This is a genomic window from Peptoniphilus harei (assembly GCF_900454685.1).
GTDB classification, from domain to species: Bacteria; Bacillota; Clostridia; order Tissierellales; family Peptoniphilaceae; genus Peptoniphilus_A; species Peptoniphilus_A harei.
In genome coordinates this window covers 1232377-1254928 of sequence record NZ_UATM01000032.1, presented here as the reverse complement: position 1 = coordinate 1254928, position 22552 = coordinate 1232377, and the positions used below count along the sequence as shown (strand labels likewise).

Here is a 22552-nt window from a genome sequence, read left to right as displayed (position 1 = left end):
TCTACTAAGTGATAAATATCCTCCATACTAGGAGCTTCTATCTCAACATAGGGCTTTGGATAAGTTTCTTTATCCCAAGTATCTATATCAATGACAAATTTTTTATAGGAATATTTTTTCTATTTTTATAACCTGTGTGATAAATGTCATATCCCAGGCACTTCAAAATATTTATTAAATCATCCACACTTGTGATTTCTGTTGTGTGTTCTATATTATCCCTAACTTTGAAGTCAGAAATATTTTCCTTAAAGGTAAAATATTTTTTCTCGCCATCTGAAGTTTTAGCAACTCTAATTCTCAGATAGCCCTTCTTTTTATAAATTTTATGAGCGGTGGAATTAATTGTAATATTAGTTTGGTCCTCTTCTTTTACAAATTTACCACCTACTTTTTTAATCTTTTCTTCAAATTCTTCTACATTAATATCAAGAAGCTTTACTTCAATCTCTCTTTCCATTAGTCCTCCTCAATTATTTTTAAATTAAAATCTAAATAATCACTTGCAACAAAATTATAGTCAACGCCTTCCATTTCTCCTTCGTAGGAGAACTTGTGACCCTTTCCATGAAGGTGACCATAAACACATTTTTCCACCTTATAATCAGCTAGCATCTGTGAGAATTCATTGAGACTTAAATCTTGATTAAAAGGAGGATAATGAATCATGGCAATTATTTTTTTATTTACGCAGGAATCCAAAGAGTTTTTTAATCTCTGGACTTCTCTAAGATAAATTTTTTCATCATTTTCTGAAAACTCAAAAGAATCTCTAGCAGCCCATCCTCTTGTTCCACAAATAGAATAATTCTTGTATTCAAAAGAGTTGTTGTGGATGAAATGGATAGTCTTATAACCAAGATTATTCATCTTGTTTAAAGAAGACCACCAATAGTCGTGGTTCCCTTTGGAAATTATCTTGATACCAGGAAGCTCATCAATTCTTTTAAGGTCTAAACTTGCAGTATCGAGTTTAAGTGCCCAAGAAATATCACCTGGCAATAAGACTAAGTCATCATCTTTGACCATCTTCTTCCAATTTTCAATTATTTTTTCTTCATGATTTTCCCAATTATCTCCAAAAATATTCATGGGTTTTTCTTTTGTGTAGTCGAAGTGAAGATCTCCAATTGCGAATATCATATACACCTCAAATTTTTATTAAATTATATGCCATATTATTTTTATCTAAAATTTCTTTTTCCCTATTTGTACTTGTAAAAATCAGAACTTGTTGCTGACTTTCCAACATTTTAAGAGATTCCTTTAACCTCTTATCATCATAGGCATCAAAATGACTATCAAGTACTAGTGGAATTTCTTTGTCACTTATTATTTTTGATATAGAAAGACGAAAGGCCAGATAAATCTGATCAATTGTCCCCAGACTTAAAGAATCCAAATCAACGAAATCCTCTATATCCTTATCATAAACCCTTATGCCAAAAGTGTCATCAATTAAAATTTCTTCATATTTTCCATGAGTCATGCAACTTAGGTATTGTGAAATTTCTTTTTTCAAAAGAGGAAAAGTATTCTTTCGCTTAGACTTAACAAAGTCCTCCATTTTTTCAATAGATAATTCAAGTAATTCTTTTTTATATTCTAATTTTTCTAGCTTTTCAGTGATCTCACAAGATCTTTCATCTAAAACTCTTAACTTTTCTAGAGATTCATCAAGAGTTTTTAAGCTACCTTCTAAGTTTAAAATATTGTTTTTTTCCTTGTCTATTTTTTCTTGGATTTCTTCAATATTTTCTTCTTTGTACAGATCTCCACTTAAATTTTCTTTTTCCAGCTTCTCAATCCTATACTTATATTCACTAATCCTATTGTCATCTTTTTTATAATGAAATAGAGTTTTCAAACCTTTAATATTTTGAACTCCATATTTATTAAAAATATTTTCTAGGTTTTCTTCGTGTTCAAGAATTTTTTTCTTTGTATCCTCAATTTCTAAAGAATTTTTTTCCATCAATTCCCTAGTATATTCATTTCTTGAAATATTCTTAAAATTCTCTTGGAGCTTTGAATCAAAAAGTTCACTTAATTCTTTTTTATCTCTTGCACCATACTTGTTTAAAATTTCTGAGATTTCTTTATCAAATTCCTTTTTTATAAGAGTTTTTTCTTGGGACTTAATCCTATAATCTTGATATTTGTTTTTTAGTCTATTTAATAAGTCTTTGTTTTCCCTAAATTTTACTATCCTAAAGTAAGAATAAGTAAAAAATAAAATAGATCCAATTGAAATTAAATATTTTTTGAAATAAAGTGAAATAAATATTACAGCTCCACCAATTATCATAGAGGACATAAATTTTAAAATATATTTAAAGATTTCTCTTTCAAGATTTTTTATGTCCCATGATATAATTTCCATTTCTTTAGAATAATTATTTTCATTTAAGACTTGTATCTCTCTATTTATTTCCTTATACCTCTTATAGTCTTCTTCTAAATCTAGGTCCACTTCAAAGTTTTTTTGCTCAGTGGATAAGAGATCATCAAGTCTACTAGAGTAGATTCCAAGTTCTTTATTTATCTCAATTGCTCTTTCAAGTTCAGATAATTTATAATCATTTTCTCCATTTGATTCATTAGTTTGGCATTCTTTTAACTTCGCCTTTAAGGTCTCAAGTTCAAAAAGCTTTCTACCCTTTAATTTATATTCAAGATTTTTTAATTTGTCCTTAGAAAGCTTATAGTCTTCAATAGAATTTTTATAAGTCTCCTTAAAACTTATAAAGTTTGCCTTATCTTTTGAAATTTTTTCCAATTCATCGTAGAATCTTCCGATTTCCGATGATTTTCTTCTTTTTGTCCCTAAATTGTAAAGATCTTCCTCCATTTTTTCTATTACTTTAGTTAAATCAAGGTTTTCATCTTCAGAAATAGAAAAATTATTAATCCTAGTTTTTAGTTCATCACTAGCATCATCTTCCAATTGACTGAGCCTTTGTCCAAGGTAAAAACTTGATTTATAAATTTTTCTATTTAATTCAAAAAATATTACACCTGGTTGAGGAATCCTTGAATATAAAAAATTTCTTTCATCATTTGAAAGGTCCTCACCTGTATTTAGATTTAAGATTGAAACTTCATCCTTGTCAAAGTCTCTGCTTATTCTATAGTCTTCTTCACCATCATTTAAAATAATATAACCCCTATATAAATTAGAAGACCAAGGCCTTGATTTTTCAAAAAGTTCGTCACGAACCTTTCTAGCTAAGGAGTCACGACTAAAACCATAAAAAATTCCATCTATAAAATTTGTTATAGTGGACTTTCCACCCTCATTTACTCCATAAATTAAGTTTATTCCATCTTGAAGCTCAATCTTTTTATCTTCAAATTTTCCGAAATTTAAAAGTCCTAATTCTTTAAATATCATAATATTGCTCCAAAATATATTTTTTAGAAAGTTCCTTCGCATCCATTTGAGTCTTACTAGAACCGAAGCTATTTAAGAATTCCAAGATATATTTATCTTCAATCTCAAAGTCTTCTTCTATATCGTATAGTTCATTTAATATTTCAAAATAAAAAGCATTTAAATTTTCTCGCAGAAAGTTTTCTAAATCTTCAGGATGTTTTGTCTCTCCCCTTAGTCTAATCCTATAAAGATTATCTTGGTAGATATTCTCTTGGATAGACCCTAAAATATCACTAAAGGTCATTTCCTTATTCAAATTTATTTCAAGATTTATAAACTCTCTCTTGGAAAAATTTTTAAATTCAAATGATTTTTTCTCATCATCCAGGTAAATTATCCCCCTCTTGCCTTCATCTTTAAAAGAAAGGGGAATTAAAGATCCAGAGTAGTAAGTGTTATCATACACCTTTGCCCTCTTGTGGATATGTCCGAGAGCGACATAGTTAAATTTTTGTAAAAAATCTTTACTAAGTGGTAAATATCTTTCATCTTTTAAGTCTGAATGAAAGAGACCAATATTTATAAATTCTTCGTCTAAATCTAAATCTCCAAAATTTCTATTAAAAGCATAAGAATCATAGGAAATTCCATAAATCCTAGTTTTTAATTCACTTAATTCAAAATAATCAAGATTGTTTTTAAATATATACAAATTCTCTGGTAGGTCTACTTTTAAAAATAAGTTGTCTTCTGAGAGATAATCATGGTTGCCAAAGGCAATAAATATTTTAGCCTTAACATTTCTTACTAAATCTAAAAATCTATTTAAATCTCTTAGGTTAAAATATTCTTTCTCGAATAAATCGCCAGCTATTAAAATAATATCTGCTTCAACTTCATTTGAAAATTCAAAAACTTCAAAGAGGGCACGCCAAGCATCCTCAAGAAGTTTATTTGAAACCTCGAGAGGTAGCTTTCCCTTATAAAGTTTTTTTAAATGTAAATCACCAGTGTGAATTATTTTCATTTTATCACCAAAATAATTATATCACAGATTATAAAAAAAGAGCCTCCACCTGGAAGCTCTAGTCTCTAAGTTTATTAAATTATTAATTTTTGTAAACTTTTAAATTCATCTGTGCCTGCAATACCTGCAAGGTCAAATAAAATTGTTTCTGTATTTGAAATCACTGCTCCCATTTCGCGAAGAAGTTCCATTCCGTTTTTAGAATTTTTTTCAGTCCTTGATCCCATTGCATCTTCTGCCACAAAAACTTCGTAACCTGCTTCTAGTAGGGCTCTAACAGTTTGGAATACACATATATGAGTTTCCATACCACATAGAACAACTTGTTTCTTGCCAAGTCTATCAAATTCTTTTTTTATTTCTTCGTCACCATAGGAGTTAAAAGTTAATTTATCAAATTCTTTTTTATCTTTAAGAGGAGCTTTTACCTCTTCATTAGTAAAGCCAAGTCCCTTAGGATACTGAACTGTGTAAATAGCTTCTGCTCCAATAGTGCTTGCTACTTTTGCCAAAACTGTTGAATTTTTTACTATCTCATCTCTGTTGTACATTGCCTTTAAGAGTTTATCTTGAATATCTATAAATGTAAAAACAACATCATCTCTATTTAATTTGAAATTTTTCATTATTCCTCCTGACTTATGAAATTTCTTCTACTTCCACACTATTCATAATTTTTTTAATAGCGCTCATCTCTATCTTATCCTTGTCTACAAAATTTTCCCACACTCCACAAGAGATTGCAAGTTTTATTGAAGTTATAAAATCATATTCTCTGTCAATTGCAATTGCAAGTCCAGACAGTGATAGACCAGTATCAAATTTTTCAGTTAAAATTTTATTTTCTAACTTATCCTTATTTATATAGGCCCTATAATTTTTCTCTTCTGTGGAAATAATTGTTGCCCTTTTGCTATTTACAAAGACAATTTTAGTTCCTGACTCTATAAATTTTTTATTGTATTCAATTACTTCCCCAGTATAATTAATTTTTTTATCCTTCTCTATGTCTTTTTTATCAAACATTAAAATATAAGGATTTATTTTTTCCATTTCATCATGATTTCTTGGGTTGACAGCAACTTTTACCTTGTTTTGATAACAAATTTTTACAAGTTTTTCATAAATATTATCATTTAAACCCTTTAAATCTATCTTTGGAATTACAACTATTTTTTTATTATATAGAGATCTTTCAAAAGAATTTAAAATGTCTGACCTATCTTCCATGGTTATTCTTGGATCTTCAGTTCTATAAACTTTCTTAGAATCTTTTGATTTTATCAAAACTTCTTCAACATTTTCGTCTTTAAGACCTGTAAAGTTAACATCTATACCTAGCTGACTTAGGGACATGGCAATTTCTCTACCTCTTTTGTTGCCCTTCAGCATAAATACTTCTGAGTCAATACCAAGTTTCTTTGCAAAAAGGGACATGTAAATCCCATGACCGCTGGGATAAATTTTTGAAGTTTCAATTAAATTCCCAGCTTCATCTTTTAAATTAAATTCTCTAACAATTTTTGGGTTAAAGTCGCAATAAAGAATCATTTTTTCACCTACTTGTTTGGATTTTATCCATTATCTCTTCTTTCATAATATTAATTTTATCTTTTGCGTCTTTCTCATTATCAGACACTGCGTAAGCATAGATTTTTAATTTTGGTTCAGTGCCAGAAGGTCTTAAGGCAAACCAAGTTTCATCACCGAAATAAAATTTCAAAAGATCTTGTGGATTTTCTTTATCATCAATAAAGTCTTCTTTTTTCTTTAAATCACCTATTTTTTCAAAGGACTCAATATCCCTAAAACTATCCATGATTTTTTTCATTGTACTGCTTCCATCTTTACCTTCAAAGTAAACTGAATCAAGATACTCTTCAAAATATCCATATTTTTTATAGATCTCTTCGATATAATCTTTTATTTTAAGATTTCTTTTCTTTAGGTATCCTGCCATTTCAGCAATTATCATTGAAGTTCCAACTGCATCTTTATCTCTAATATGGTTCCCAATTACATATCCAATTGATTCTTCGTAACCATAGATAAAGTCATGTTCATGGCTTTCATCCCAAATGTTTGGTAAGTTACAAATATTTTTAAAACCTGTTAGAGTTTCAAAAACTTCAACTTCGTAGTTTTTTCCAATTTTTTTGATTAAATCAGCACTTACAACTGTTTTGACAAAAGAAGGATTTTCTGAATTTTTATGCGCATCCATTTCAAGTAAGAAGTTACCTAGGATAAATCCCATTTGATTTCCAGTAATTCTTAAAATTTCTTCTCCCATTTCAAGAACAGCTACCCTATCAGAGTCTGGGTCAGTTGCAATAATTATATCTGCACCTTCTTTCTTTGCTAGGTCAGTTGCCTTATCAAAGGCCCTAATATCTTCAGGATTTGGATTAGATACATTTGTAAAATCTCCATCAGGATTTTCTTGTTCAGGAACTACATAAACATTTTTAAATCCTCTTCTTGATAAAACCTTTCTTACAAATTTATTCCCACAACCACTTAAAGGGGTGTAAACAATTTTAATGTCCTTATCAATATCATCTGTTAAAGAAAGACTTAAAGTATCCTTATAGAAGGAATTTGTTATATTTTCTCCTAAAAATTTAATTTCTTTATAGTCTCCTAACTGTTTAAGTGAATTAAAGTCATAATCTAAGATATCTATTTCTTTTGATCTTGCCTCAATCTCTTCAGCAATATCATTTAGAATTTGTGATCCCTTTTCCCAGTAAAGTTTAAATCCATTGTAGTTCTTTGGATTGTGGGAAGCGGTAATCATTATTCCAGAGATTGTCTTTAAATATCTTATTGAATATGCTAGAAGTGGTGTTGGTGTAATTCCTGGAAATAAGTAAACTTTGATTCCTTTTTCTGCCAAAATTTTTGCTGTTAAAATAGAAAATTCATAAGACTGGTGTCTTATGTCACGTCCAATAACTACTCCCCTATTTTTTACATCTTCTCCAAGGCTGTCTATTAATTCAGCAAGGGCAAGAGCAGTCTTACCAACCGTTAAATAATTCATCCTGTTTGTTCCAGGTCCAAGAATTCCACGAAGACCAGCTGTACCAAACTCTAGATCTTTGTAAAAACTATCTTCAATTTCTTCTTCATTTGCTTGTATTTTTAATAATTGATTTTTTAATTTTGGGCTAACGCTTTTACTTGCAAGCCACTTTTCATAAATATCTCTATACATACTTACTCCTTTTTTATATCAGCAAATTCTCCATCGATTAGGTTTACTAATTCCTTAGGATTTAATTTTATTTGCATACCAACTTTTCCACCGCTTACATAAAAGAAGTCCAAGTTTTCTGCTGATGAATCTATAAAAGTTTTAAATTCTTTTTTCATTCCCACAGGTGAACATCCACCATGCACGTAACCAGTTAGTGGAAGAAGTTTCTTTTGAGGTATCATCTCAACTTTTTTTGATCCTGAAGCCTTTGCTGCTTTTTTTAAATCAAGTTCTGATGATACAGGAACAACAAAAACGAAATTTTCTCCTTCTTTTGATTCTGTTACTAGAGTCTTAAAAACCCTATCCTTATCTTCTCCTAATTTTTCTGCAACATCTACTCCACCTATTCCATCCTTAGTAGAATATTCTATTATTTCAAAATCTATATTTTCACTTTCAAGAATTCTCATTGCATTTGTTTTTTTCATTTAATCACCTTTTCATCTACATTAATTTTACAACAAAATAATATTTTCTTCATCTTTTTGAATGTTTTTGCTTTATAAGTGTATAAATTATGCCAATAAAAAAACTGGCTCTTAGCCAGCTTCTTAAAAAATATTAAAAACCATATTTTTTTAAATCAACTTGAATTAAATTAGTCTTATCTTCTTCGTTAAAAATAATATCATTTATAAGCGAAACATTTCTAACTCCCATTAAGGAGTTGGAAATAAAAGCCTCATCAAAATTTTTTAAATCATCTAAATAAATAATCTCTTCCTTAACTTGATAATTTTCTATAATAAAATCTCTCATGGTACCCTGTAGAAGGCCAGAAGAAATTACTGGTGTAAATATTTCTCCATCTCTTACAAAAAATATATTTGCAAAAGAAGTTTCACATACTTCTCCCCTCTCATTTATAAAAAGAGCAGAGTCATATCCCTTATCTGATGCCAATCTGTGTTCCATAATATTTTCATAATAAGAAAGGCTCTTGTGATAAATCATTTTTGAAGAAGAGTTTCTCCTAACTTCAGCAACAATAAGTTTAAATCTCTTATTATCTCCCCTGTAATTATCAGCTCTACTTGTTAGTATAAAATTTTTGTCAGATACAATAAGCTTTAGGGCGAAATTTTTATCATCAGATGATTTTATATATTCTAAAATCTTTTCTTCTTCAATTTTTCTTGAGATGCCGAAAAATTCTAAGGACTTTTTAAGCCTTTCTAAATGTCTTTCTAGAAAAAGGGGCCTTCCATCCACTACCTTAATAGTTTCAAAGGCTCCCTTTCCAAAGGAATAACCGTCATCAAATTCTATTTTCATTGAATTCCTCAAAATATTTTACAATTCTCTCGTAGGAGTCATAACCAATAGTTTGCGCTGCATCACTTTTTGCCTCATCAGGGTTCGGATGAACTTCAACCATTACACCATCAAGACCAAGAGCAAGTATAGCCCTCACCATTGGTTCAATAAGTTCTCTCTTACCAGTTCCGTGACTTGGATCAACTATTACAGGATAGCCAGTTTTTTCTTTTATCATGTAGGCCCCTGCAAGGTCAAGTGTGTTTCTCATTTCAGTTTCAAAGGTTCTTATTCCTCTTTCGCAGAAAATTATATTTTCATTGCCTTCAACTTCAATATATTTTGCGGCCATTTCCCATTCTTTAAGAGTAGCAGAAAATCCTCTCTTTAAAATTACTGGTTTATTTGTCCTCCCAACTTTCTTAAGAAGAGCATAGTTGTACATATTTCTAGACCCAATTTGAAGTACATCCACATGATCTTTTATAAGTTCAACATGGTCTTCACTTAAAACTTCTGTGACAACAGGCACACCAGCTTCCTTTGATGCTTCATTTAAAAATTTTACAGCTTCAAATCCCATTCCTTGAAAATCAAAGGGTGATGTTCTAGGTTTAAAAGCTCCACCCCTTACTATGTCAACACCAATTCTCCTTAAGTCTTTAGCCTCTTCTATTATGTGGTCACGTGATTCAATGGAGCATGGTCCAGCTATTAAAATTGGCTTGCCATCTCCTAAATTTATATCTTTAATTTTTACAATTTTATCTTTACTTAAATTTTCTCTCATTTTAATTTTTGCTTCCCTCAATATCTATTTCATCTAAATTATTGTAATAAGATTGGAGTGCAAGAAGTGAGCCCTTAGCCTTTAAAACTATTTCATCAAATTCTTCTTCCTCATCAGATAATAGAATAATGGCACCACCAACTCCTATTGTAGCCTTATCTTCTTCGATAAGTGCCGTTCTTATGACAATATTAAAATCCATTGTTGAATTGTTTGATATATATCCAATCGTTCCTGAATAAACACCTCGAGGATAAGTTTCAAGTTCGTCAATTATCTCAAGTGTTCTCTTTTTAGGAGCTCCTGTCATAGAACCACCAGGAAAAGTTTTTTCAAGAACTTCTATTATATCAACATTGTCCTTAATTTTTCCAGAGACTGTGGTCACAAGTTGGTGTAGAGTTTTATAAGTTTCTACATCCATAAGTTTTGGGACTTCTACTGAGCCAATCTCACAAAATTTACCCAAGTCATTGCGAAGAAGGTCGACGATCATTAAATTTTCTGACTTAGTCTTTTCTTCACTCCTAAGCTCTTCAATTAATCTCTCGTCCTCCTCTTTTGACTCTCCTCTTTTTATAGTACCCTTAATTGGCTTAGTTGATACAATTTTATTTTTATCAACCCTTAAAAATCTTTCCATTGATGAAGATGCAATTTTTAATTCATCAAGAGGTAAAAAGGCACTATATTGTCCAGGACTTTTATCTCTGAGTTCCATATAATAATTCTTTCCATCAATTTTGTCAAAGATATCAAGTCTATTTGTAAGACATACTTCATAAGTTTCCCCAGCACGAATTAAATCTTTTATTTTTAAAATATCTTCTGTGTAGGTTTTCTTATCTTTTACAAACTTTAATTTTGGAAAATCTCTTCTTGTTGGTACTTCTTTTTTTATTTCTATTTCCTTATTCAAAAGATTTTTTATATCTTCCTTCCATTCCACGTCATCCTTGTAAGAAAGAAGATATAATTTACCCTCCATGTGATCATATACAAGTGCCCTGTCACAATATTTTAAATAAGCATCAGGGTATGAATAAGAATATTTATTTACAACATTTTCTGTATCCTTCTTTAATTCATATCCAAAGTAGCCAATATATCCTAATTGGAAGTCAAAAGGTAGGTTTTCATCGTATTCCCACCTAGGTCTATTGGCCTTTAGGTAATCAAAGATATTTTCTTCAAAAACTTCTTTTTTATCTGAATTCACAAAAGTTTTTTTCACTATTTTCTTGTCAACATCATATTTTATTGTGTGACCTCTTTTTTCTCCTTGGAGGCCAAAAATAGAAAACCTTGAAAGGCCTTCTTCTACCTTACTGCTATCAAGCCATAGAGTATTCTCGTCATATTCATAAAGCATTTCATATAGGCCTTCTGTATCAAAATCTTTTTCAATTATTTCATAAGCAAGTTGATTTTTATTATAAAAGTCTCTAGTAATATTTATAAAGTTTTTTATTAGTTCTTCTCCACAATCACTTGCAACTGACTCTGGATGAAATTGCAGGCCATAAATCGGCTTAGTTTTGTGAGAAATTCCCATAACAATCCCATCAGGTGTTCTTGCATCAATTTTAATATCATCAAGCTCTTCATCTTTACAAGTAAGTGAATGATATCTAGTGACAATAAAGTTATTTTTTATTCCCTTAAATATGCCCTTACCATTGTGGATAACAGGACTCTGTCTTCCATGCATTGGTTCCTTTGCTCTTACAACTTCTCCATCATGATAGTAATATATTCCTTGGTGACCAAGACAAATCCCAAGAATTGGCTTATCTAATTTCTCAATTATTTCCCTGCAAACTCCAAAGTCTTTTTCTTTGTCTGGACTACCAGGGCCAGGAGAAATAATTACATTGTCGAATTCTAAATTTAAAATCTCATCATAAGTCATTTCATCATTTTTAATTACTAATGGTTCAACTCCTGAAACTTTTCCAATTAGTTGGAATAAATTATAGGTATATGAATCATAATTATCTATTATTAATGATTTCATTTTTCCTCCTCTAAATAATTTTTTAGATAAAGTATTGCTTTTTCATATCCAGCAATTCCTAAACCTTCAAAAGATTTTATAGCGTAATCTCTTATAAAGTTAACCTGTCTAAAGTCTTCCCTCTCTGAAACTTTTGAAATATGAACTTCAACCGTAGGAAGGCTCACCGCCTTTAGAGCATCAAGGATTGCAACACTTGTATGAGTATAGGCAGCTGGATTTATTACTATACCATCAAAATTTTCATAAGCTTCTTGAATTTTATCTACGATGGCTCCTTCGTGATTTGATTGGAAGTGTTCAAGTTCAATATTTTCTTCAAGAGCAATATTATTAAGTCTTTCTAAAAGAGTTTTATAGTTTTCACTTCCATAAATATTTACTTCTCTTATTCCCAGCATATTTATATTTGGTCCATTAATCACCAATAATTTCATAATTTTCAACTTCCTTTAAGATTAAGTTTAAATTTTCTTTCTTATCTTCTATTACATCAATCTTTATTTGGGCCAAGTCCTCATAAATTCCTTTTCTTTCACTATAAAGCTTTTTAAGGTTTTCCAAATTTTTTGATAGTGGTCTTCCAGATGTTTCTAGATTTTCTAAATCCCTCTTTAGATAAATTACAAGGGAATTTTGCAATATATAATCTCTATTTTCTTTTCTTAATGGAGTTCCACCTCCAGAGGCAATCACAAGTCCATTTTTTTTGCTAAGGTCTTTTAGGACTCCAGTCTCTAAGTTTCTAAAATAATCTTCGCCTTTTTCTTCAAAGACTTCTGGAATTGTTTTGTCTTCCTTATCTTCTATTAATTTATCAATATCGAAGAATTCCCTATTTAGTTCCTCTGCTAAACTCTTTCCCATTGTAGTCTTGCCTGATGAAGGCATGCCAATTAAAATAATATTTTCCATATCAGATTTTAATTTTTTGTAAATTTGAATAATTAAAGATTCATCTAATTTTTTGTCCAAGAAAAGCTCACATGCAAAAAAGGCTTGAGCAACTAGCATCATAAGGCCTGACATTGTTTTTATATTTAATTTTTCTCCGTCAAGTAAGAGTTTCGTCTTTAGTGGATTGTAAATTAAATCTATAACCGCTTCTAGATTGTTAAATTTATTTAAATCTACCTTTGATTCCATGTTATTTGGATACATACCTACAGGTGTTGCATTAATTATAACTTCAAATTCACTAAATTTTTCTAGTGAATCATAGTTATTTTCACTGGACCTGCTAATTACTACAAATTCTTCAGCACCCTTATCTATAACGAGTTTTTGTAGCATCTTACTTGCTCCACCTGATCCTAGTATTAATACTTTTTTCCCTTTTAAATCAATCTCATAAAAATTTAAACTGTAATCAAATCCTAGATAGTCAGTGTTATAACCTATTAGTCTTCCGTCCCTATTTACTATAGTATTTACTGCTCTAATTTCTTTCGCAAGATTATCTATGTCATCAAGATATTTCATAGAAGCTTCCTTGTAGGGAATTGTCACATTTATACCCTTGAACCTTTTAGATTCAAAAAACTCATCAAGTTCTTCTCTTTTTATATCTCTTAAATTATAAGTATAATCTGCTAATAGTTCGTGAATTTCTTTGGATTTACTGTGAGATAAGCTCTCACCAATTAAACCATATTTAAAGTTTTCATTTTTTATTTTCGATGTAATCTTTTTGCTTTCACTAAAAATTTCTTTATAAATAGGCTTTACAATATTTTTGAATTCTAAGTTAATTTCACTTTCTAATTTTTCGATTATTTCTTTTTCTCTATTTTTATCTTCTGTATTTAAATTATTATTTAATTTATAAAGACCAACTTCTTTTATAATTTTCATTCTCTCTTCAAGTAGAGCGATTATTTTCTTATCTATACCATCTAAAATTTCCCTATCTTCTTTTAGATTTCTCATTTTTCACCTTCCATAATTAGGTCAAGGATAGCTATTGCAGTAATCATCTCGATTGCAACAAGTGCTCTTGGCACAATTGATGGGTCATGTCTCCCCTCAATTTTTAATTTTTCATTGCTTTTATTCTTTAAAGATATTGTATCCTGAATCCTGGCAATAGAACTTGTTGGTTTAACAGCTGTCCTAAATACTATGGGCATACCTGTTGAAAGTCCACCAATTATTCCCCCGTGATTATTCGTTCTAGTCTTAACTTTATCACCTTCATAATAATAGGAATCATTGTGGGTGCTTCCTAACATATTTGCGGCTTCGAAACCACTTCCAAATTCAATTCCCTTAATCCCTGGTACAGAAAATACTGCATGAGAAATTACAGATTCTATGGAATCGAAAAAAGGTTCACCAATTCCCACAGGCATATTTAAAATAAAAGTTTCAACTACACCACCTATGGAGTCTCCACTTTTTTTAGCTTTTAAGATTTCTTCCTTCATTCTTTCTCTTGAAGAAGAATTTATTACAGGAAAAACTTGATCTTTAAAATCAGAAAAATTTTCTTCTTTAATATCTTCCAGTATGATGTCGTCATCCTTAGCTTGACCAATGCTTTTTATTCTAGAATAAATCTTTATTCCCCTTTGATTTAAAAGGTCTTCTGCAATTGAACCCCCAATAACTATGGGAGCTGTCATCCTTCCAGAGAATTGCCCTCCACCTCTAATGTCATTGTGTGAGCAAAATTTTACAAAGGCTGGATAATCGGCATGTGATGGTCTTGGCTTATCCTTTAAGTTCTCATAATCCCTTGACCTTTGGTCCTTGTTTTTAATTATTGCACAAAGAGGAGCCCCACAAGTTAGTCCATCTACTTCACCACTTACTAGTTGGTATAAGTCTTTTTCTTTTCTTGTAGTTGAAAATTCATTTTTCCCTGGTCTTCTTCTTTCAAGATTTTTTGCAATTAAGTCCTCGTTTATCTTATATCCTGCCTTAATTCCATCAATAACCAGCCCAATTTCTTTTGAGTGTGACTGACCAAATAAAGTTACTTTATAATTTTTACCAAAACTATAGGACATGATTTTCACCTCCCAGTGACTCTAAATCCTTATAAAAATCTTTATAGGACTTTTCCACACATTCGCTATCAAGAATTTTAATAGGTCCCTTGGCAAATCCTGCCGCAATTGCTGCCGTCATAGCTATCCTGTGATCATTATAGGAATCTATTTCACAAGAATTAAATTCACCTATGCCATTAAAGGAAAATGATTCTTCTTTTAAAGATACTCTTATACCTAATCTTTCCAGCATTTCTACTGTTGACTTTATCCTATCACTTTCTTTTAATTTCAGTCTTTCAATATTTACAACTTCTATTTCATTTCCATAAATTCCACATAAAACCGACAGAATAGGAATTGTGTCAGGTATATTTTTTGCATCTATTATAATTTTAACTTTGGATTCATTTTTCTTTATAAATTTATAAGAATTATTTGAAATATTTTCTAAGCCAAGTTCATTAAAATACTTTATTGCTTCTCTATCTCCCTGAATTGAATCCTTATCCAGTCCCTTAACCTCAACTCCTGAAGCTAGAAAAAATATGGCATTGGACCAGTCTTTTTCAACAAGATAATCTTGTCCTATAAAGCTTCCACTACAAGAATAGGCGTTGTTACTTTCTTCTAGCTTAACTCCAAATTTCTCCATGACCTCTATTGTCATATCAATGTAAGGTTTAGACTCCCTTTCAGTTGTTAGCTTAATCTCGCAAACTTCTCCAACTCCTCCTGAAGCCAACATAAGACCAGAAATAAATTGAGAAGAAATATTTCCTGGAAGTTCAAAATTATAATTTTTTAATTTTCCACTTATGAAAATTTTTTCCTTATCTTCTCTTATAGAAACACCGTGTTTTGGAAGTAAATCAAAATAAACAGAGTTAGTTCTCCCCACAAGGCTTCCTCTTCTTATAACTTCAGCTTCAATTCCAAGAGCTCCAAGAATAGGCAAGATAAACCTCAATGTAGTTCCGCTTTCTCCTACATCAATTCTTGCTCTTTTATTAAATTCTTCAGGTGGAGAAATAAGAAACTTATTTCCATCTCTCTCAAGCTTAACTCCCAAAGCCTCCATAGAATTTAGAGAAGCTTCTATGTCCTTAGATAAGTTATCAATTTCTAAAATAGAATTACCTTTAGCGAGACCTGCACAAAATATAGCCCTATGAGCATAGGATTTTGAAGTAATCCCTGGAATTTCTCCCTTTAATTTCTTGTTTTCAACTAATCTAATCATCGTCTTTGCCCAATTCAATAAATTCTCTTAAGTCATCAAAGTTCATTTTCTTGCTTATAACTTGGCCAATTTCAGTAGGAATTATAAGGTTAATTATATTATTTTTTATCTTTTTATCGTGCTTTAGTACTTCTAAAATTTTATCTGTATCAAAATCATAAGATATTGGCAAGTTGTGCTTCTTGTATGCTTCAATTAAGTCCTTATAAAATTCATCTTTTGCAAGTCCCAATTTATAAGCCGCCCTTGCCATATATATAGTTCCTATTCCAATGCTTTCCCCATGGTTAAGTTTATAATTTGATAGAGACTCAATCCCATGACCTATTGTGTGACCAAGGTTTAGTTTTTGTCTCTTCCCCTTATCTCTTTCATCGTCTCTCACAAAATCTAGCTTTATATTAAGAGACTTGTAAATAATCTCTTCATAATCTATTTTATCTGCTGATTTTAAATAATCAAAAAGTTCCCTATCCTTTAGTACAGAATATTTGAAAATTTCTGCCAGCCCATTATTTATATTTCTCTCGTCAAGAGTTTCTAAAAAACTGTAATCAATATGGACGTAGCTAGGAAAATAAAAAGACCCAACTTGATTTTTTAAATCCATAAAATTTATACCATTTTTTCCTCCAACAGAAGAGTCTATCATTGATAATAAAGTTGTAGGTACAGCAATAAAATCAATCCCTCTTAGGTAAGTTGAAGCGACGAAGCCTCCAAGGTCTCCAACTACACCTCCACCAAAGGAAATAATGGCGTCGCCCCTGTTAAAATTATTTTCTACAAGAAATTTATTAATCTTAATATAATTTTCAATAGACTTTGATCTTTCGCCTGGGACAATTTTAAAAACATAATAAGAAAGATCCTTCATTATATTTTTTATCCTATCTTCGTATAGAGAAAAGACATTATCATCAGTAATTAGCAAAAACTTTGATTCACTTCTACCTCTTAAAAAATCTCTTAACTTGTCGTCACTTTTATATTCAATATTTATTTTATAATTATTTTCTTTTACTAGTATTTCCATAAAACACCCCTAAGTATTCGCTCTCTCTATCATAAATCATAGGCAGTCATAAATAAAGAAGTCACTAATATTTTTATCAGATTAAATAAAAAACTGGAGAAAAAAGTTATCTCCAGTTAAAATTTTTATTAAATTATTTTCTCTTTATAATCAGTAAAATTGTTAAAAATAAGACTCCAATTAATACAATTGCACCACCTGGTTTTAAGCCCAGGTAAAAGGAAGATACTAAGCCAAGCATAGTAAAAATAAATCCGAAAATTGATGCCAAGATAGTTGTCTTTAGATATCCAACTTTAAACTGCATGGCACAAGCTACTGGCACAACCATTAGGGATGAAATTATTAAAATACCAACAGTCCTTGCTGAAACAGAAATAGTAACAGCTATTAGAATCATGAAAATTAAATTTATCCTATCCACGTTAACTCCAGAAAGTCTTGCAGAGGACTCATCAAAGGAAATATACATTAAGTCAACAAATAAATATGAGAACAAGAAAAATACTATAATTGAAACTCCAAGTATTAAATAAAAATCTAACTTTGGAATCGCTATAATAGATCCAAATAAGTATTCTTCAAAATTTGCACTGGTCTTAACAAATCCTGAAAAAAGTGATGCAAGACCAATTCCTGTGCTCATTAATATTGCAGAAGAAATTTCTTGGTATCCAGGGAACTTTGTCCTAACATATTCAAGGAATATAGAACCCACTACACAAAGTACTAGAGCTCCTATAACTGGAGAAGTTGATGTCATAAGTCCCAGCATAACACCAGCAAGGGAAACGTGGGATAGGGCATCCCCAATTACAGATATTTTTTTGTTTACAACTACAACACCCATGCAAGGGATTATAATCGATAAAAAAGCTCCAACAATTAAAGCCTTTATCATATATGAATACTGAAAAATTTCCATTATTTCACTTCCCTTATCTTCTTATCTTTTATCTCATAGACCTTGTTTACATTGTCTTCTATTTCTTCAAGGTTGTGAGTTATCATAAGAATTGTAATATTGTGCTGTTGATTTATGTGACTTAAAAGATGGAATAAGGCTTCCTTAGACTCCTTATCTACACCAGTCATAGGTTCATCAAGAATCAAAAACTCAGGAGTTGCAACTAGGGTCTTTGCAATTAAAATTCTCTGTCTTTGTCCACCAGACAGCTCTGTATAAAGCCTGTCACTATAATCGTTCATGCCAACAAGATTTAAAGCATTGGTTATTTTCTCTTTATGGTAGTTTTTTAATTTTCTAAATCCCTTATTCCTTGGATAAAGAGTTAGGGACAAGAGTTCCGAAACTGTGATTGGAAACTCAAGACTTGATGGTACAGAAAGTTGTGGTACGTAACCAATGTTTTTTATTCCATTTTCTGTATAAAAAGAAACAGTGCCATCTAGCGGCTTAAGTTGGTTTAAAATAAGTTTAACTAAAGTCGACTTTCCAGCACCATTAGATCCTATAAGGGCGATATAGTCGCCCCTATAGACATCAAAGTTTATATCATCTAAAACTAAATCATCATTATATTTAAATTTCAGATTTTTAATTTCTAACAATTTTTCCTTCACTATTTTAAAGCACCTACTAAATTTTCTAGATTTTCTTCCATGATGCTAAAATAATCTGCCTTATTGTCTACTTGCTCTTGGCTCAATCCTTCGATTGGAGAAAGTACCTTAACTTGGCAACCTGTTTCACTAGCAATAATATTTGAAACCTTAGGATCAATTAATTCCTCTGTAAAAATAGTTGTAATATTATTTTCTTTGATGTAAGAAATTATTTCTGCCATTTTCTTAGCATCTGGTTCTGTTTCTGCATTTACACCCTTAACTCCAATTTGAGTTAGGCCATAGTCTTTGCAAAGATAACCATAAGCTTCGTGACTTACAACAATTTCTTTATTTGGAAGACTTCCTAAGCTTTCACTGTATTTAGCATCAAGTTCATCTAACATTTTAGCATATTTTTCATAATTTGACTCATAATAATCTGCATTGTCTTTATCAAATTCCACTAAAGCATTCTTGATGTTTTCCATTTCTATTTTTGCATTTTTAGGTGAGATCCAAACATGTGGGTCCATTGGTCCATGGTGATGTCCTTCATGGTCGTGGTCTTCATGATTATGGTTATTTTCTGTAGCTTCATGATTGTGGTTTTCTTCAGCTTCATGATTGTGATTATGATTTGCTTCATGTTCATGATCTTCATGTTCATGTTCATGGTCTTCATCTTCATGGTCATGAGTATGAGTTGATTTAATTAGGTCTACACCTTCAGATGCTTCTACAACCTTTAAATCCTTATTTGAAAGTGAACTAAGAACTTTGTCTGTCCATGATTCAAGACCTGCTCCATTATAAATAAACATATCTGCATTTTCTAGATTTTTAATTGCATTAGAATCCGGTTCCCATCCATGAGGTTCAGTTCCTTGTGGCATAATCATTTCCACATCTACTTTATCACCAGCAATTTTTTTAGTGAAATCATACATAGGATATACTGAAGCGTAAACTTTTAACTTATTTTCTCCCTTACTCTCTTCAGTGGCATTTTCTTTCATTCCCGCCTTAGAACATCCTGATAATAAAATAATTCCTGCTAATAAAAATACAATCTTTTTAATATTTTTCATTTTTTCCTCCTAAACAATAATGATTTGCATTAGTAATTATAACAGAATTTTTTATTAATAAAAGGACTTTTTTAAAAATACTTAAATTTTGTTATAATTAACATATTAAAGGCGGTGGAATAGTGAAAAACTTTGAAGACATTTTACGAAAAAATAATATGAAAATCACTAAAGGACGACTTGCTCTTTTAGAAGAATTAAATAAATCACAAGTACCCATGAACACAGAAGAAATATTTGAGACTGCAGATAAAGATGCTATACCTAGCTTTACTTCCCTCTACAGAATGCTCAATGAATTGTCTGACAAGGGAATAATAAGAAAAAATTTATACTCTAATGGACTTTTTTACTATGAGTTTGCTGGATCTGAGCACAGACACTATATTGTTTGTTCAAAGTGTGGCAAAGTATCACCAATAAAAGAGTGTCCTATATCAGATTTTGAAAAAATTGCTGAAGAAGAGACTGGATTTAAGGTTATTGGCCATATTGTTGAGTTAAAGGGATTATGCCCAGAATGTCAAAAAGCTTAATTCCGTATAGTGGAACATTCTTCGTATAGCAAGATTTTTCTTTACTTTTTTAATTTTTATAGTTATAATTGATTTAGTGAAATAATGAAAAAGTTATTTTACTATCCTTTACTTATATTTCGAAAATAAAAGAGACTTACTGTACACCCCGCAGTAAGTCTCTTTTATTTTTTATTGTACGCTTTAGCATGAATAAACCACCAGCTATGCTGGTGGTAGGAAAATAAGCTTTAGCTTCAAGCAAAAAACCTCCCGTGATAAACTATTAATGTTACTGGCAGTAGCATAAATAGAAAAGGGAGGTATCCTAAAATGGATAAAAATAGTTTATCACATACATCATGGAATTGTAAGTATCACGTAGTATTTGCTCCAAAATACAGAAGGCAAGTAATATATGGAAGATTAAAACAAGATATAGGAAAAATATTAAGAGATTTATGTGATAGAAAAGGAATAAATATAATAGAAGCGGAATGCTGTCCAGACCATATCCATATGTTGTTGGAAATTCCACCAAAATACAGTATATCTCAAACGATGGGATATTTAAAAGGAAAAAGCAGTCTAATAATATTTGATAGGCATGCAAACTTAAAATATAAATATGGAAATAGACATTTTTGGTGCAGAGGATACTATGTAGACACAGCAGGTAAGAATGCGAAAAAGATACAAGAATATATAAAAAATCAATTAAAAGAAGATTACATGGCAGATCAAATAAGCATTAAAGAATTTGTTGACCCGTTTACGGGTGAGCAAGTAAACAAAAGCAAAAAATAAGGTGCTTTAGCACCAGCTGTGAAAATTGGTGCACGAGAAAGAAAGCTCGAAGCATGGAATGCTGCCGGTAACAGCCCCTTATAGGGGCAAAACAAACCACCGGCTTAGCCGGTGGTTATGATTTCATATTTTTATAGCAATGTTGTTACAAATCCACCTAGAATAATTAATGGTAAACCAAAACATAACATTTGTGGTATACATGTATCCTTTATATGCTCGTGTTGACCGTCAACAGATAGGCCAGATGTTGGTCCTAGTGTTGTATCTGATGCTGGAGATCCTGCATCACCACAAGCAGCTGCAATTGTAACAAGTAGAATAGTTGCTCGCACTGAGTAACCTAAACTCATGGCAATTGGAACATAGATTGCAGAAATAATTGGAACTGTACCAAAAGAAGTTCCTATTCCAAGAGTTATCATTAGTCCAAGTAAAATCATTACATAAGAAGCTACAAGTCTTGAACCACCTAGTAGGTTTTGAGCAACTTGTACTAAGTCATCAATAGCTCCAGATTTAATAACTACATTTGCATAACCTGCTGCAATTAACATTACAAAGGCAATAAAGCCCATCATGTTAATACCACCGTCAAGCATCTTTTGCATATCAGACCATTTGATTACCCTTGTGGCTACAACAAAGATAAGTCCAACTAAGGCTCCAAGAGGAAGTGATTCTGTTAATAATTGAACTACAACAGTAATGACTCCTGAAAGAAGGACTAAAATGTGCTTCTTTTCAAGTTTATCTGGAACTTCAACTATTTCTCCCTCTACATCCTTTGTTTCATATTCCTTGTCTTTCATAAAGAAAATTAATCCTGCACAAAGACCTAAGAACATAATTGCTGCAACAATCCAGTTAGTTCCTGTTACATCCTTATCTGTAATATTAAGTCCAGACCTTCCAAAAGAATCAATAATTAATCCATGGAAAATCGCACCATATCCAAGTGGTAAGGCAATGTAAGGTGCCTTCAAGCCAAATCCAAAGGAAACAGAAAGCATTTTTCTGTTCATTTTCATCTTATTTGTAACTGCAAGAAGTGGTGGTATTAATATTGGAATAAAAGCAATGTGGATTGGTATAACAGTTTCAGCCATTATAGCTATTACTATTATTATTCCACAAAGTAAGATTTTGTTTCCCTTAACTAGAGATCCAATCTTCTTAGCCATTATTCCTGCTGCACCAGTTTCTTCCATACAGTAAGCTAAAGAACCTAATAGTATATAACTTAAGGCTGTTTCAGCGTTACCTCCCATTCCACCTATTAAGGTGTTCATAGTTTCAGCAATTCCCATACCTGAAATAAGTCCTGCAGATATTGCTGAAATCATTAAAGCAAAAAATACTGGAATTTTTGCTAAACATAAGGCTGCCAAAATAATTACTGACAGCACAACTGCATTTGTAAATATCATATTTTCTCCCTTCTAGTTTTTTATTACCTCGCTTAAGTTTATTTTAATCTAAATTGACATCAAAAAAAAGACTTTTCTAAAAATAGAAAAATCTTTTTCCCATAAATATTATTTATTTTTTTATAAATATATATCTTAA

At 30.9% G+C, this 22552-nt stretch carries 22 protein-coding genes; 2 read left to right on the top strand and 20 right to left on the bottom strand.

All coding sequences use genetic code 11. The annotated features are described in order from the left end of the window. Window positions 1–82 precede the first annotated feature (82 nt). The 19 genes from DRZ96_RS07440 to DRZ96_RS07350 form a co-directional block, all read right to left on the bottom strand. Window positions 83–460: a CYTH domain-containing protein gene (locus tag DRZ96_RS07440; protein WP_236587179.1), complete on the bottom strand. Its 378-nt coding sequence runs from the start codon at window positions 458–460 to the stop codon at window positions 83–85. Further along, window positions 460–1143, bottom strand: a complete 684-nt coding sequence (locus tag DRZ96_RS07435) for a metallophosphoesterase (RefSeq protein ID WP_070701100.1) — start codon at window positions 1141–1143, stop codon at window positions 460–462. The genes DRZ96_RS07440 and DRZ96_RS07435 overlap by 1 nt, the downstream gene beginning before the upstream one ends. 7 nt (window positions 1144–1150) lie before the next feature. Then, complete coding sequence (locus DRZ96_RS07430; RefSeq protein WP_112890175.1) at window positions 1151–3394, bottom strand: ATP-binding protein; 2244 nt, start codon at window positions 3392–3394, stop codon at window positions 1151–1153. Next, window positions 3384–4403, bottom strand: coding sequence for a metallophosphoesterase family protein (locus DRZ96_RS07425; RefSeq protein ID WP_070701096.1), 1020 nt, complete (start codon window positions 4401–4403; stop codon window positions 3384–3386). The genes DRZ96_RS07430 and DRZ96_RS07425 overlap by 11 nt, the downstream gene beginning before the upstream one ends. Window positions 4404–4477: 74 nt before the next feature. After that, on the bottom strand, window positions 4478–5029 hold the full coding sequence (locus tag DRZ96_RS07420; protein ID WP_112890174.1) for an isochorismatase family protein: 552 nt from the start codon (window positions 5027–5029) through the stop codon (window positions 4478–4480). Between the two features lie 13 nt (window positions 5030–5042). Further along, on the bottom strand, window positions 5043–5954 hold the full coding sequence (locus DRZ96_RS07415; RefSeq protein WP_112890173.1) for a 1-phosphofructokinase family hexose kinase: 912 nt from the start codon (window positions 5952–5954) through the stop codon (window positions 5043–5045). Window positions 5955–5958: 4 nt separating this feature from the next. Continuing rightward, the gene (locus DRZ96_RS07410; RefSeq protein WP_112890172.1) at window positions 5959–7623 is read right to left on the bottom strand and encodes a phospho-sugar mutase; all 1665 of its coding nucleotides are present in this window, start codon (window positions 7621–7623) and stop codon (window positions 5959–5961) included. A 2-nt stretch (window positions 7624–7625) separates the two neighbouring features. Next, window positions 7626–8096, bottom strand: a complete 471-nt coding sequence (ybaK, locus tag DRZ96_RS07405) for a Cys-tRNA(Pro) deacylase (protein WP_070701087.1) — start codon at window positions 8094–8096, stop codon at window positions 7626–7628. Between the two features lie 133 nt (window positions 8097–8229). Continuing rightward, window positions 8230–8943, bottom strand: coding sequence for an aminotransferase class IV (locus DRZ96_RS07400; RefSeq protein WP_112890171.1), 714 nt, complete (start codon window positions 8941–8943; stop codon window positions 8230–8232). Continuing rightward, window positions 8927–9715 carry a 3-deoxy-7-phosphoheptulonate synthase gene (gene aroF / locus DRZ96_RS07395; RefSeq protein WP_112890584.1) on the bottom strand — a complete coding sequence of 263 codons (789 nt, stop codon included), beginning with the start codon at window positions 9713–9715 and terminating at the stop codon, window positions 8927–8929. Before aroF ends, DRZ96_RS07400 begins: the two co-directional genes overlap by 17 nt. A gap of 1 nt (window position 9716) precedes the next feature. Beyond that, a complete protein-coding gene (gene pabB, locus DRZ96_RS07390; RefSeq protein ID WP_112890170.1) occupies window positions 9717–11732 on the bottom strand; it encodes an aminodeoxychorismate synthase component I in 2016 nt (671 codons plus the stop codon). After that, window positions 11729–12169, bottom strand: coding sequence for a type II 3-dehydroquinate dehydratase (aroQ, locus tag DRZ96_RS07385; protein WP_112890169.1), 441 nt, complete (start codon window positions 12167–12169; stop codon window positions 11729–11731). Before aroQ ends, pabB begins: the two co-directional genes overlap by 4 nt. Further along, window positions 12150–13661 carry a shikimate kinase gene (locus tag DRZ96_RS07380; protein WP_112890168.1) on the bottom strand — a complete coding sequence of 504 codons (1512 nt, stop codon included), beginning with the start codon at window positions 13659–13661 and terminating at the stop codon, window positions 12150–12152. The genes aroQ and DRZ96_RS07380 overlap by 20 nt, the downstream gene beginning before the upstream one ends. Continuing rightward, a complete protein-coding gene (gene aroC, locus DRZ96_RS07375; RefSeq protein ID WP_112890167.1) occupies window positions 13658–14743 on the bottom strand; it encodes a chorismate synthase in 1086 nt (361 codons plus the stop codon). The genes DRZ96_RS07380 and aroC overlap by 4 nt, the downstream gene beginning before the upstream one ends. After that, on the bottom strand, window positions 14733–15968 hold the full coding sequence (locus tag DRZ96_RS07370) for a 3-phosphoshikimate 1-carboxyvinyltransferase (protein WP_112890585.1): 1236 nt from the start codon (window positions 15966–15968) through the stop codon (window positions 14733–14735). The genes aroC and DRZ96_RS07370 overlap by 11 nt, the downstream gene beginning before the upstream one ends. Then, window positions 15961–17004, bottom strand: coding sequence for a 3-dehydroquinate synthase (gene aroB, locus DRZ96_RS07365; protein ID WP_112890166.1), 1044 nt, complete (start codon window positions 17002–17004; stop codon window positions 15961–15963). The genes DRZ96_RS07370 and aroB overlap by 8 nt, the downstream gene beginning before the upstream one ends. Before the next feature lie 133 nt (window positions 17005–17137). Further along, window positions 17138–17929, bottom strand: coding sequence for a metal ABC transporter permease (locus DRZ96_RS07360; protein WP_112890165.1), 792 nt, complete (start codon window positions 17927–17929; stop codon window positions 17138–17140). Continuing rightward, complete coding sequence (locus tag DRZ96_RS07355) at window positions 17929–18588, bottom strand: metal ABC transporter ATP-binding protein (RefSeq protein WP_112890164.1); 660 nt, start codon at window positions 18586–18588, stop codon at window positions 17929–17931. Before DRZ96_RS07355 ends, DRZ96_RS07360 begins: the two co-directional genes overlap by 1 nt. Next, on the bottom strand, window positions 18588–19661 hold the full coding sequence (locus tag DRZ96_RS07350) for a metal ABC transporter substrate-binding protein (protein ID WP_112890163.1): 1074 nt from the start codon (window positions 19659–19661) through the stop codon (window positions 18588–18590). The genes DRZ96_RS07355 and DRZ96_RS07350 overlap by 1 nt, the downstream gene beginning before the upstream one ends. Window positions 19662–19783: 122 nt before the next feature. Between DRZ96_RS07350 and DRZ96_RS07345 the strand changes: the two genes are divergently transcribed. Then, window positions 19784–20197, top strand: a complete 414-nt coding sequence (locus DRZ96_RS07345; RefSeq protein ID WP_112890162.1) for a Fur family transcriptional regulator — start codon at window positions 19784–19786, stop codon at window positions 20195–20197. Between the two features lie 312 nt (window positions 20198–20509). Continuing rightward, complete coding sequence (gene tnpA / locus DRZ96_RS07340; protein ID WP_005955379.1) at window positions 20510–20983, top strand: IS200/IS605 family transposase; 474 nt, start codon at window positions 20510–20512, stop codon at window positions 20981–20983. A 131-nt stretch (window positions 20984–21114) separates the two neighbouring features. Here tnpA and DRZ96_RS07335 read toward each other — a convergent pair whose 3' ends face one another. Continuing rightward, complete coding sequence (locus DRZ96_RS07335; RefSeq protein ID WP_112890161.1) at window positions 21115–22413, bottom strand: Na+/H+ antiporter family protein; 1299 nt, start codon at window positions 22411–22413, stop codon at window positions 21115–21117. Window positions 22414–22552: the final 139 nt, after the last annotated feature.

Bases quoted from the DNA above. Each gene is read 5' to 3' on its own strand.
- DRZ96_RS07440 (WP_236587179.1), bottom strand. From the start codon at position 460: ATGGAAAGAGAGATTGAAGTAAAGCTTCTTGATATTAATGTAGAAGAA.
- DRZ96_RS07435 (WP_070701100.1), bottom strand. From the start codon at position 1,143: ATGATATTCGCAATTGGAGATCTTCACTTCGACTACACAAAAGAAAAA.
- DRZ96_RS07430 (WP_112890175.1), bottom strand. From the start codon at position 3,394: ATGATATTTAAAGAATTAGGACTTTTAAATTTCGGAAAATTTGAAGAT.
- DRZ96_RS07425 (WP_070701096.1), bottom strand. From the start codon at position 4,403: ATGAAAATAATTCACACTGGTGATTTACATTTAAAAAAACTTTATAAG.
- DRZ96_RS07420 (WP_112890174.1), bottom strand. From the start codon at position 5,029: ATGAAAAATTTCAAATTAAATAGAGATGATGTTGTTTTTACATTTATA.
- DRZ96_RS07415 (WP_112890173.1), bottom strand. From the start codon at position 5,954: ATGATTCTTTATTGCGACTTTAACCCAAAAATTGTTAGAGAATTTAAT.
- DRZ96_RS07410 (WP_112890172.1), bottom strand. From the start codon at position 7,623: ATGTATAGAGATATTTATGAAAAGTGGCTTGCAAGTAAAAGCGTTAGC.
- ybaK (WP_070701087.1), bottom strand. From the start codon at position 8,096: ATGAAAAAAACAAATGCAATGAGAATTCTTGAAAGTGAAAATATAGAT.
- DRZ96_RS07400 (WP_112890171.1), bottom strand. From the start codon at position 8,943: ATGAAAATAGAATTTGATGACGGTTATTCCTTTGGAAAGGGAGCCTTT.
- aroF (WP_112890584.1), bottom strand. From the start codon at position 9,715: ATGAGAGAAAATTTAAGTAAAGATAAAATTGTAAAAATTAAAGATATA.
- pabB (WP_112890170.1), bottom strand. From the start codon at position 11,732: ATGAAATCATTAATAATAGATAATTATGATTCATATACCTATAATTTA.
- aroQ (WP_112890169.1), bottom strand. From the start codon at position 12,169: ATGAAATTATTGGTGATTAATGGACCAAATATAAATATGCTGGGAATA.
- DRZ96_RS07380 (WP_112890168.1), bottom strand. From the start codon at position 13,661: ATGAGAAATCTAAAAGAAGATAGGGAAATTTTAGATGGTATAGATAAG.
- aroC (WP_112890167.1), bottom strand. From the start codon at position 14,743: ATGTCCTATAGTTTTGGTAAAAATTATAAAGTAACTTTATTTGGTCAG.
- DRZ96_RS07370 (WP_112890585.1), bottom strand. From the start codon at position 15,968: ATGATTAGATTAGTTGAAAACAAGAAATTAAAGGGAGAAATTCCAGGG.
- aroB (WP_112890166.1), bottom strand. From the start codon at position 17,004: ATGGAAATACTAGTAAAAGAAAATAATTATAAAATAAATATTGAATAT.
- DRZ96_RS07360 (WP_112890165.1), bottom strand. From the start codon at position 17,929: ATGGAAATTTTTCAGTATTCATATATGATAAAGGCTTTAATTGTTGGA.
- DRZ96_RS07350 (WP_112890163.1), bottom strand. From the start codon at position 19,661: ATGAAAAATATTAAAAAGATTGTATTTTTATTAGCAGGAATTATTTTA.
- tnpA (WP_005955379.1), top strand. From the start codon at position 20,510: ATGGATAAAAATAGTTTATCACATACATCATGGAATTGTAAGTATCAC.
- DRZ96_RS07335 (WP_112890161.1), bottom strand. From the start codon at position 22,413: ATGATATTTACAAATGCAGTTGTGCTGTCAGTAATTATTTTGGCAGCC.